Source organism: Halobacillus sp. BBL2006, assembly GCF_000786645.1.
Taxonomy (GTDB): domain Bacteria; phylum Bacillota; class Bacilli; order Bacillales; family Halobacillaceae; genus Halobacillus.
In genome coordinates this window covers 1-11,740 of record NZ_JRNX01000279.1, presented here as the reverse complement: position 1 = coordinate 11,740, position 11,740 = coordinate 1, and the positions used below count along the sequence as shown (strand labels likewise).

12 protein-coding genes are annotated in these 11,740 nt (G+C 42.4%); all 12 read left to right on the top strand.

The window, feature by feature from the left end; all coding sequences use genetic code 11:
- The coding region (locus tag LD39_RS23060) for a CpsB/CapC family capsule biosynthesis tyrosine phosphatase (RefSeq protein WP_035545485.1) at nucleotides 1-370 on the top strand (370 nt) is incomplete at its 5' end.
- A gap of 282 nt (nucleotides 371-652) precedes the next feature.
- Nucleotides 653-940 (top strand): YhdT family protein, encoded by a 288-nt coding sequence (locus LD39_RS09255; RefSeq protein ID WP_035545484.1) that lies wholly within the window; start codon nucleotides 653-655, stop codon nucleotides 938-940.
- Entirely contained in the window at nucleotides 937-2,412 is a 1,476-nt protein-coding gene (panF, locus tag LD39_RS09250; RefSeq protein ID WP_035545483.1) for a sodium/pantothenate symporter, read from the top strand. Before LD39_RS09255 ends, panF begins: the two co-directional genes overlap by 4 nt.
- Before the next feature lie 679 nt (nucleotides 2,413-3,091).
- Nucleotides 3,092-3,751, top strand: a complete 660-nt coding sequence (locus LD39_RS09245; RefSeq protein WP_035545482.1) for a GntR family transcriptional regulator — start codon at nucleotides 3,092-3,094, stop codon at nucleotides 3,749-3,751.
- Nucleotides 3,752-3,767: 16 nt separating this feature from the next.
- Nucleotides 3,768-5,117: a 4-aminobutyrate--2-oxoglutarate transaminase gene (gene gabT, locus LD39_RS09240; protein ID WP_035545481.1), complete on the top strand. Its 1,350-nt coding sequence runs from the start codon at nucleotides 3,768-3,770 to the stop codon at nucleotides 5,115-5,117.
- Between the two features lie 49 nt (nucleotides 5,118-5,166).
- Complete coding sequence (locus LD39_RS09235) at nucleotides 5,167-6,054, top strand: allophanate hydrolase subunit 1 (RefSeq protein WP_035545479.1); 888 nt, start codon at nucleotides 5,167-5,169, stop codon at nucleotides 6,052-6,054.
- A complete protein-coding gene (locus tag LD39_RS09230; RefSeq protein ID WP_035545478.1) occupies nucleotides 6,047-7,024 on the top strand; it encodes a biotin-dependent carboxyltransferase family protein in 978 nt (325 codons plus the stop codon). Before LD39_RS09235 ends, LD39_RS09230 begins: the two co-directional genes overlap by 8 nt.
- A gap of 16 nt (nucleotides 7,025-7,040) precedes the next feature.
- Entirely contained in the window at nucleotides 7,041-7,274 is a 234-nt protein-coding gene (locus LD39_RS09225) for an acetyl-CoA carboxylase (RefSeq protein ID WP_035545477.1), read from the top strand.
- 23 nt (nucleotides 7,275-7,297) lie between these two features.
- The gene (locus LD39_RS09220) at nucleotides 7,298-8,659 is read left to right on the top strand and encodes an acetyl/propionyl/methylcrotonyl-CoA carboxylase subunit alpha (RefSeq protein ID WP_035545476.1); all 1,362 of its coding nucleotides are present in this window, start codon (nucleotides 7,298-7,300) and stop codon (nucleotides 8,657-8,659) included.
- A complete protein-coding gene (locus tag LD39_RS09215) occupies nucleotides 8,656-9,417 on the top strand; it encodes a LamB/YcsF family protein (RefSeq protein ID WP_035545474.1) in 762 nt (253 codons plus the stop codon). The genes LD39_RS09220 and LD39_RS09215 overlap by 4 nt, the downstream gene beginning before the upstream one ends.
- A 164-nt stretch (nucleotides 9,418-9,581) precedes the next feature.
- The gene (locus LD39_RS09210) at nucleotides 9,582-11,021 is read left to right on the top strand and encodes an NAD-dependent succinate-semialdehyde dehydrogenase (RefSeq protein WP_304413574.1); all 1,440 of its coding nucleotides are present in this window, start codon (nucleotides 9,582-9,584) and stop codon (nucleotides 11,019-11,021) included.
- 221 nt (nucleotides 11,022-11,242) lie between these two features.
- Nucleotides 11,243-11,740, top strand: a 498-nt coding sequence (locus LD39_RS09205; RefSeq protein WP_035545471.1) for a tyrosine-protein phosphatase, incomplete at its 3' end; no start/stop codon positions are given.

The window sequence follows — 11,740 nt, the reverse complement described above, 5'->3', positions numbered from 1 at the left end:
TGTTCACCCTGAGCGAAACGAACAGCTCATCAAAGAACCGGATTTACTTTATGAGTTTGTCAGTAATGGAGCATTTACTCAATTAACGGCTGGCAGTATCTGCGGTCATTACGGGAAAGAGTTTAAGAAGTTCTCGTATGAATTAATGGATGCGAATTTGGTCCATCTGATTTCGTGTGATGCTCACAACACGACAAAGCGAGGCTTTTGTTTGACGGAGGCTTATGCGGAAGTGAGAAAAGAGTACGGGTTAGACATGGTTTACTTGTTGTCTGAGAATGCAGAAGCGGTTGTAGAAGGGGAAATGATCGATTCGTTAGTCCCTGAAAAGGTGAAGCGATCGAAGTTGTTTGGGCTATTCCGTAAGTAGTTAACGTTTATTCCTATATTTTTAACGGGAAATTATGAAAACCCCCGGCCATGGTAGCTTTCTTAAAAGTGTACCTTGTCCGGGGGTTTATCGATTTTATAAAAATTCACCTTAAAACTGCCATTCCTTCTTTAATTTAATTTCAATCTATAATCATGTCGATAAAAAGGATTAATGATCACTTAATTAGAAAAGGAATCGAAAAAATGTCTTGTGATAGATGGCCAAACTCCTTACACTTGTTCATAGAATGCTGGATCTTAGAAAGAAGGAGATGTAGAGTTGGAAAAGGCTCAAAAGAAGAAACAGGATAAACGATTTACGATTGCTAATCGCGAAGCCTTCATTGGAGTCGGCTTAGCTTTATTCAATTTTATTTGGTGGTTTGCCTTCGCCTACGGCCTTGGCGACCGATCACCTGAAAACTATACATACGTCTTTGGTCTTCCCGCCTGGTTCTTTTACAGCTGTGTGCTCGGCTTCATTGTGATGATTTTACTCGTCATTTTCGTGGTGAAAGTTTGGTTTGTCGAAGTACCTTTTGATGATGAAGAGGGTGAACAGTCATGAATATAAGTGTTGTTCTTACTCTGTTCATTTTCCTTGTCGTCATTTTCCTTGTTGGTTTTTGGTCTAGCAAGTCATTAAAGAACACGTCTGAAGATTCTTTTCTGCAAGAGTATTTTCTTGGAGGGCGTCAGCTTGGTGGATTCATCCTTGCGATGACGATGATTGCCACGTATGGGAGTGCCAGCAGTTTTATTGGTGGTCCCGGAGTTGCGTATAATCAAGGGCTTGGCTGGGTGCTTTTGTCTATGTCACAGGTGGCAACCGGTTACTTTGTGTTAATGATCCTTGGGAAGAAGTTTGCCATTATGGCCCGCTGGTACAAAGCGGTCACGTTAATCGATTACTTAAAAGGCCGGTACCAAAGCAAGTGGGTCGTGTTGACGGCAGCATTCAGTATTATTGTATTTCTATTCTCAGCCATGGCGGCCCAATGGGTGGGCGGTGCCAGGCTGATTGAGTCACTGACAGGCCTGAATTATACGACGGCACTATCCATTTTTGCGGTATCGGTCCTTGTCTATGTCATTATCGGTGGATTCAGAGCGGTTGCTTTAACGGATACTGTTCAGGGAGTGGTCATGTTTGGCGGAACACTCATCCTGTTAATTGCGACCATCATCGCTGGTGGAGGAATTGGGAATATCATGTCCGATTTAACGGTTGAGAATCCCAACTTAATTACTCCATATGGCGCAGATGGAGGCTTAACCCCAACCTATGTATCTTCCTTCTGGATTCTTGTTGGTGTCGCCGTCGTCGGTTTGCCGCAAGTGACGGTTCGTGCGATGTCCTATAAAAATTCACGCTCGATGCACCGGGCGCTGATTATCGGAACGATTGTTGTCGGATTTATTATGCTGAACATGCACTTAATCGGGGTTTTCGCCCGCTCTATTTTACCAGGTATTGAAGTGGGAGATAAAGTGATGCCGATGATCGCTCAAGAGGTTCTGCCACCTTGGCTGGCTGGGATCGTACTCGCCGCTCCCATGGCCGCGATCATGTCAACAGTAGACTCTCTACTGCTGCTTGTCAGTTCTGCGGTTGTGAAGGATGTTTATTTGAATTACATCAAGCCGGGTGCCTCAAACGCGACCGTGAAGAGAATGAGTTTCGGTGTTACCACGATTCTTGGGGTTCTAGTCTTTTTGATGGCTCTGAGTCCGCCGGATTTACTGATATGGCTCAATTTGTTCGCTTTTGGGGGTCTTGAAGCCACCTTTATTTGGCCAGTTGTTTTAGGGCTTTATTGGGAATCAGGGAATAAATATGGTGCGTTAGCTTCTATGGTGGTTGGTATTGTCTCTTATATCATTGTGGATCAGTTTTACCCTAATTTACTAGGGATGCATAATGTGGTCATGCCGATTATTTTATCTTTTATTGCTTTTGTAACAGTGAGTCTTTTAACAAAGTCATGGGTCAATGATCAGTCAATGACTCAAGAAAAGTTAGAAGGCAGTGTCTATTAATGCTATAACCTCCCTTAGAATGCAGTTTCATCACCCAAAGTTTTGCGACCTTCCCATTGGTTTTTGCAGATTCAGTAGCTAAAAGAGGTCATGGGAATGGTTTCAACTACTCTGCCTAAAAGTCCCAAGACAATTAACAGCTAACCGTCATCTGTACGGTCCACACTATCCCTTTGTGAGAACTAGAGAGCGAATGTACACAGCATATAATGGTATCGGTGCTTTGTTATGCCTATTCTAGCTAACTCATTGATCTGGCTGTTAAATCCGAATCGAGTAGATAAGTTCGCTTAAAAACGGCTGGATCTCCAATGCTGTATTAGCGCATGTTGGTCATTGCTTATTTAGATATCATTTGAATTAATCAACTGTTTAAAATTTAATTTAATAAAGGAAAAGGGCCAATTACGATAAACTTGTCATGGGAAAATCCCATGGCAAGTTTTTTTTGATTGAGAGTTTCTTTTAACAAAAGTCATAAACGATTTTTTGAAGTTGGAAATATTACAACTAGAACTTTTTTCTGATCCTCTAGTAGTGAACCTTTGCAATAGCCGAAATCTAGTTAATAATCTTTTTTTTCTGAAAAATTACTGGAAAAATGATATCGCTTACGTTATTATGATAAGTAACTTAGACAGATTGTATACAATCTATGAATACAATGGTGGGTTAGATAATGACAAACAGAAAAAATAATGAAGCATTAGCGTATGAACAGGTGAAAAGAGCGATCATGTTAAAAAAACTGGTTGGAGGTCAACGGGTTACAGAGGACTGGGTCAGTAAAGAACTGAAGATGAGCAGGACACCTATACGTGCTGCGTTCAAGCGTTTAGAGAATGAAGGTTTGATTCAATTAGTTCCTAACAAGGGGGCGATCGTGTATAACCCTTCCGATAAAGAATTGGAGGATGTGTTTAACCTTCGCGTTGTATTGGAGAAATATGCTGCAGAATTAGCATTAGTCAATATGAGGGACGAGGACGTAGTTTATATGGAGAATCTTCTGAAGAGAGAAAAAGAAGCTTATAAAGCAAAAGATTTTGAAGCATTCATGGAAGTGAATGGGCTTATCCATTCTTATCCGGCAGAAATCTCAGGCAACAATTATTTATTACAAGAAATTAAAACTCTTAACCAATGGACAGATGGCTATTTAATTCTAAAGGACGATTTTTATATTACTCCGTTTAAAGATGTGAAGTCCATACCAGAGCATACTCGAGTGGTTGATGCGTTCAAAAAGAAAGATGTTGATGCCATGGGCCAGGCAATAGAGGATCACTTGTTATCTACGCTGAAGGATTTGTCAGATCGACCATCCATCTTTAATTAACTAGGGAGGTACACAAATGACGTCACACTCATCCATCAAAACGAATTTACCAGGACCGGTTGCCGGCGATCTATTAGAAAGAAGACATAACATAGTCCCTGATGCTGTCAGTTACGGAATTCCTACATTCGCCGAAAAAGCAGAGGGCGCAAAAGTTACGGATGTTGATGGGAATACCTTTATTGATTTTGCAGGGGCAATTGGAACCATTAATGTAGGGCATTGCCACCAAAAGGTAAAAGATGCACTTCATGATCAAGTAGAAAAGTTCATTCATACGGGCTTCAATGTCATGATGTATGAGCCTTATATTGCCTTAGCTGAAAGGTTGGCTGAACTTGCTCCTGGGGATCATGACAAAAAAGTACTCTTACAAAATAGTGGAGCGGAAGCGGTGGAAAACGCCGTTAAGGTTGCTCGAAAGTACACAGGGAGGCAAGGTATTGTCACTTTTGCAAACGCTTTCCACGGACGCACCCTCATGACCATGTCCATGACCAGTAAGGTGAAACCGTATAAATTTGAATTTGGTCCATTTGCTCCTGAAGTATATAAGGCGCCTTTCCCATATGTCTATCGCCGTCCTAAGGAGATGAGTGAAGATGCCTATATCGATTACATGATTGAACAATTCAGCTATTTTCTAATTAGTGAAGTAGCTCCTGAAACAATCGCAGCCGTTGTGATGGAGCCTGTTCAGGGAGAAGGCGGCTTCATCGTACCAGACAGGAGGTTTGTACAAGCAGTAAGAAATCTGTGTGAACAACATGGAATTCTGTTTATTGCAGATGAAATTCAAACAGGGTTCGGCCGTACTGGGAGCTATTTTGCCTCCGAGCACTTCGATATTGTCCCTGATATCATTACGGTCTCTAAGTCTTTAGGAGCCGGTACTCCGATTAGTGGTGTTATTGGCAGAAGAGAAGTTATGGATGCTGCCAACGCTGGGGAGTTGGGTGGAACATACAGTGGAAATCCTTTGGCATGTCGTGCAGCGCTTGCTGCTATTGACATCATTGAGGAGGAAAGATTAAACTCCCGCGCCAATGCTATCGGACAGCGAGTAAAAGGGGTTTTCTATCAGCTTGCAGAAGAGCTGGATTGTATAGGGGATGTGCGAGGATTAGGTGCTATGGTTGCCGTGGAAGTGGTAAGCGATAAAGAAAATAAGACACCAGATAAACCACTTGCCGGTAAGATTATTTCAGATGCTCAGCAAAATGGATTGTTGATCCTTGGTGCAGGAGTCTACGGAAATGTCATTCGTTTCTTAATGCCGCTTGTCATCAGTGATGAAGAATTGGATGAAGGATTGTCTATTCTTGAGAAATCCTTTCGTACCATCTTAGAAAAAGCAGCTGACTAAATTGTTATTATGGAAGGTTCTTTAAATATTGGAGAGAGGTGATTTAACAATGAACGATTTTATTACCCGTTACAGTTATGGTGGAGATGAATTCATCTTCGTCGAAATGAGTGAAGACATGAATCTCGAAGTAAACTTTCAAGCCATGGCGATCACTGAAAAGCTGAAAAAGAAAAACATTCCAGGCGTACTGGACATCTGTCCTTCCAATGCCTCTTATATGGTCCGTTACAATCCAGATGAATTAGCAGCGAATGACTTGATTAACGAGTTGAAACAACTGGAGAGCTCTGTCGAAAATCTTGATGATGTTGTGATCAACTCACGCTTAGTAGATGTACCAGTACTATTTGAAGACCCATGGACACATGAAGCAGTTATGCAGTTTCGGGATCGTCACCAGGATCCGGAATCAACAGATATTGAATATGCGGCCAGAATAAATGGCTATGATTCCAAAGGTGAATTCATTGATGCGATTACAGGTTCTCCGTTTCTCGTATCAATGATCGGCTTTGTACCAGGTTTGCCATTCTGTTTCCAAATTGTTCCTCGCGAAAAGCAAATTGAAGTACCAAAATATGTTCGTCCACGAACTTTTACACCAGAAAGATGCTTCGGTTTTGGGGGAGGATTCTCCGTTATTTACCCGGTTCAAGGTGCTGGTGGCTACCAGATGTTTGGTATATCAGCAACACCAGTATTTGATAAAGAACAAAAGCTTCCGGATTTTCAGGAATCAATGGTTTTCCCGCGTCAAGGAGATATTTTCCGGTACCGATCTGTTTCAAGAGACGAATATGACGCAATACGGGAACAGGTGGAAGCTGGGACATTTGAATATAGGAAAAAGGAATTCCAATTCAAACCTGATGATGTGTTAAAAGACCCGGATGCATTTTCTCAAAAGGTTTTGAGGAGGTTATATAATGATTAAGGTAATAAAGCCAGGGTTGCAGACGACAGTACAGGATGATGGAAGGATAGGTTACTACGAGACAGGGATGCCTCCATCTGGCGCATTAGACCAATATTCTTATGGAATTGCGAACCTGCTTGTAGGCAATGATAAAGGTGCAGCCTGTTTGGAAATTACTATGATGGGGCCTGAACTTGCTTTTGAAAAGGATAGCACTATCGCCATTACTGGAGGGACCATCCCGCCAAAAATTAATGGAGAAGACGTCCCAATGTGGGAAACTCTTGAAGTCAAGGAAGGCGACGTATTGTCTTTTGATTTTGTAAAACAAGGAGCAAGAGCTTATTTGGCGGTCGCTGGAGGTATTGACGTCCCCGTCATCATGGACTCTAGATCTACTTATACACTGTGTGGAATTGGAGGTTATGAGGGAAGGGCATTGGAAGCAGATGATTCCTTGTCAATTGGAAACATGAAAGAAAGAGACATTAAGATAGGTACTTCTGTTCCAGAACAATATGTCCCTCAATTTACAACCAAACACGACATCCGCATTATTATCGGTTTGTGCAGCTATCGACTAACCGAAGAAAGCAAACAGCGTTTTCTTGATTTAGAGTGGACTGTAACGCCAGAGGCTAACCGTGTGGGTTACCGGTTAAAAGGAGAGCGGTTGGACTTTGTTCCACGTGAGCAGCCGTTTGGTGCAGGCAGCAACCCTTCCAATGTTGTCGATCTCGGGTACCCTATCGGTTCCATTCAAATACCGGATGGCGTGGAACCCATAGCCCTATTGAATGATGCCGTTACAGGTGGGGGCTATGCTACTGTTGCCACGATCATCAGTACAGACTTGAATCGGATTGCCCAAGCCAAGACGAATGAAAAGATCAAATTCGTTTCTGTCACGCTTGATGAAGCACTGGAAGCACGTAAAGAGACTAAGCAAAATTTAGAAGAGATCAGAAATTTGATCCAATCCAATTAAAAAGGAGCAATTAATTATGAGTGAGATCGTATCCCCGTTACCAGGAGTATTTTATCGTAGACCAGCACCAGAAAAACCACTGTATGTCGAGGAAGGGAAAGCTGTTAAAGCTGGAGATGCCGTAGGCCTTGTGGAAGTTATGAAAAGCTTCCAAGAAATTAAGGCTGAAGCTGACGGAGTCATTAAAAGTATCAAAGTAGAAGATGGCGATGTGGTAGAAGCTGGCCAAGTCATTGCAGAACTAGAATAACTTCGAAATTGGGGAGTGGAGATATGCCTTATTTTAATAAAATTCTAATTGCTAATCGTGGAGAGATTGCACGTCGTATCATTCGGACATGTAACCGACTGGGGATTGAGACTGTTGCTGTGTACTCCGATGCAGACGAAGATACACCATTTGTGAGAGAAGCGAGCGAAGCCTATTCGATCGGTCCCTCACAGGCTTCCAAAAGTTATTTGGACATAAATAAGATTCTGGACGTTGCAAAGAAATCGGGAGCAGAAGCCGTCCATCCTGGCTATGGATTCTTATCTGAAAATGCTAAATTTGCAAAAAGCTGTCAAGAAGCTGGAATTACCTTTATTGGGCCGGATGCCGACAAGATCGAATTAATGGGAGATAAAATTGAAGCCCGCCGTCATATGAAAAAGGCAGGGGTTCCGGTCGTTCCAGGCTGGGATGGGCAATTGGATTCTGTTGAACACGCCAAAGAGATTGCAGATGATCTCGGCTATCCACTTATGTTAAAAGCAAGTGCTGGGGGCGGTGGAATCGGAATGCACGTTGTTCAAAATGAAGCAGAGTTAGAGAAATCCTTTTCTTCTGCTAAACAGACCGCCGGTTCATCTTTTGGAGATGACACTGTCTTTCTGGAAAGATTTATTTCTAAAGCCCGTCACATTGAGGTACAAGTCATTGCAGACAATGAAGGAAATACATTGCACTTATTCGAACGGGAATGTTCCATTCAGCGCAGAAATCAAAAAGTGGTAGAAGAGAGTCCTTCACCATTCTTGGATGAAAAACTACGCGGACAGCTTTGTGAAAGCGCAGTCAAAGGTGTCAAGGAAATCGGATATACAAACGCAGGTACAATGGAATTCATTTTTGATAATGACACAGGGGAGTATTATTTTCTTGAAATGAACACCCGTCTTCAAGTGGAACACCCGGTTACAGAAGGAATTACTGGATTGGACCTTGTTGAGCTGCAACTAAGAATAGCTGCAAATCAACCTTTAAATATTTCTCAGGATGAGGTTACAAAGAGTGGATATGCCATTGAAGCCCGTCTTTATGCTGAAGACCCTGAGACGTATTTTCCTTCTCCGGGTAAGCTGAAAACATTCAAGCTGCCGGAAGAATTAGGGCGGTTTGACGTTGCCTATGAGGAAGGGAACACGGTGTCCCCATTTTACGATCCAATGGTTGGGAAAATTATCGTTCATGGCAAGGATAGAAATGAAGTATTTGATAGGCTAGAAGAGATTATTGATCAGACAGAAATAGAAGGAATAAAAACAAATATCTCTCTCTTCAAAGAATTATTGAATGAATCGGATTTCAGGGAAGGGAAATACACAACGGATTACTTGCAGACTAGGAAAAAAGGAAAGGAGGAAGCTAAATGAAGGTAGATTTGAATTGCGATATGGGAGAAAGCTTTGGTTTGTATCAGTTAGGCAATGACGAAGGAATGATGCCTTATATTACTTCAGCCAATATTGCTTGCGGATATCATGCGGGCGATCCCACTATTATGAGGAAGACAATAGAACTTGCGAAGGAACACAACGTCCAAATCGGTGCACATCCAGCTTTTCCTGATTTAATGGGATTTGGTCGCAGGCATATGAACTGTACGGCTTCTGAAATAAAAGACTATGTTCTCTATCAATTAGGGGCTTTACGAGAGTTCGCTCGGGCCAATGGGGTCCCTATCGCCCATTGCAAACCCCACGGCGCGCTATATATGATGGCTATGGAAGACGAAAAGATAGCAAAAGCCATTCTTGAAGGGATCGCAAAAACGGATGACAATATGATCGTATTTGCCATGAATAATTCCGCCGTCGTTGAAGTTGGAGAGAAAATGGGCGTTCGTGTCGCTAAAGAGACCTACTCAGACCGTGAACATACTGAAACAGGATCCATCATCATGACCCGTAAAGGTTCAGAAATAGGCGATTATGATGCAATGGCAGACCGCGTCGTCCGCATGGTAAAGGAAGGGAAAGTTACCGCCCACACAGGAAACGATGCGGATGTAATGGCAGAAACCGTCTGCATTCATGGAGATACTCCAGGAGCAGTCAAATTAGCCAAAACAATCCATGAGAAACTTAACCATAACGGTGTCGAAGTCACACCTATTCAAAACATTCTTTAATTAAATCTAGTAATCTAACTATTAAACAGTGCCTGTCTCCCATTCCATGATGATGGGGACAGGCACTTGTAGTGTAGTTCTTAATCTGGACTTTTATTTCTGCTTACGAAGAGAAGCATAAATAAACTTCTATAAATGATGAATAAATACAAAGGGTGATGACAATGGAAACGTTGAAATACTTGAATTATCTAGATGGGGAATGGATAGGAGAAGAGGCAGATACCTTTGAGGTCAGTAATCCTGCGACAAACAAAGTTATCGGAACTATGGCATTGGGGACAAAAGGAGACCTAAAGAGAGCTATTGAAGGAGCACAGTCAGCCTTTGAGGAATGGAAGGAACTCCCGGCAGAGGAAAGAGCACGATACCTAGAAGAGTTCTATCATAAAGTGTTGGACCGAAAAGAAGAAATCGCCAAGATGATCACATGGGAGAATGGCAAACCTCTGAAGGAAGCAAGAGGAGAAGTTATGTATGCCGCATCCTTTATTAAATGGTACGCGGAAGAAGGAAAACGGATCTATGGCAAAACCATTCCTTCTAAAAGCGCGGATCAACGCATTCAGGTTCTTAAACAACCAGTTGGCGTGGTTGCTGCTATAACCCCATGGAATTTCCCTGCAGCGATGATCACGAGAAAATTGGCTCCTGCCCTTGCCGCCGGCTGTACATTCATTGTCAAACCACCAAGAGAAACACCATTTACGGCTGCCTTATTTATGGAATGTGCCGAGGAAGCAGGAATTCCGAAGGGTGTTGTGAATATGGTCCTCACTCCTGATGAGGTCTTTAGTGAAACCATCCAAAAAAGTGAAGTCGTTCGCAAATTGACCTTCACAGGATCCACAGAAGTAGGCAAGCTTCTTATGAAGCAAAGTGCCGATTCAGTCAAGAATATTTCGCTTGAACTTGGAGGGCAGGCACCGCTCATTGTTCTTAATGATGCGGATGTAGAAAAAGCGGTAGAAGGGACGATTGCCTCCAAATTTAGAAATGCTGGACAGACTTGCATCTGTGCGAACCGCTTATATGTTCAAGAAGGAATTTATGATGAGTTTGTGAGCAAATTAAAAGAAAAGGTAGAAGAGTTAAAAGTAGGCAACGGTCTTGAAGAACAAGTAGATATCGGTCCTGTCATTAATCAAGCAGGGTATAAAAAAGTGGTACGTCACGTAGAGGATGCAGTAGAAAAAGGGGCAGAAGTCGCGGTTGGCGGCAAAGGATATCTAGATGAGTCCCTAAGTGGAAACTTTTATGCCCCTACCCTTTTGCTTAATACGAAAGAAGACATGCTCTGCATGACGGAAGAAACCTTTGGTCCAGTTGTCCCTGTGCAAAAAGTTGTATCTGATGAAGAAGCAGTCCGCCTCGCTAATGAAACACCGTTTGGATTAGCCGCCTATTTCTTCACAGAGAATATGAGCCGTGGCACGAAAATTGCCGAAGCTCTGGAGTATGGCATTATCGGTTGGAACAATGGGGCGCCGTCTGCAGCCCAGGCCCCATTTGGCGGCATGAAACAGAGTGGTCTAGGAAGAGAAGGTGGAGCTGAAGGAATTGAGGCATTTTTAGAAACGAAATATTTATCTATTGGAATTTAAGCGATACTTTTCGATTTAATGTAAACAATTCCGTCACTCATTTTAAATAAACCTTATAGTAGAGACGATAAATTTGCTTACTTAATTTATCGTCTCTATTTATTTAGCTATTAATAGTAGGACAATACGCTAGTCTTGGTTTTGAACTAGGAGAAGTGTATGATGATGTAAAAGAAAGATTATTCTGAAATTTAATCTTCCATCGAAAGGAGCCACTAGTTATGATTGATTTACATAGCCACATTTTACCCAGGGTCGATGATGGAGCCGTTTCCCTTAAGGACAGCATTGAAATGGCGAAGGCGGCTGTGGAAGATGGAATTACGGAAGTTGTCGCCACACCTCACCACAAAACGACCAGGTTTGATAACTGTAAATCTGAAATTATTCCTAGAGTAAATAAGTTAAATGAAGCATTAGCTGAACAGAACATCCCTTTAACAGTATTGCCAGGCCAGGAAACACGCGTGTATGGGGAGTTTGTAGATGACTTAAAAAATGGCGAAATTTTGACGATCAATGAACACACCAATTATGTGCTGGTGGAATTTCCACATGAGCGAGTGCCGTGGTTTGCTAAAAAGTTATTGTATGATTTACAACTGGAGGGATATCGGCCGATTATCGTCCATCCAGAGTGGAATGAACAGATTATCCAGGAGCCTGATCTCCTTTATGAGTTTGTCAGTAATGGTGCGTTCGCTCAATTAACGGCGGGG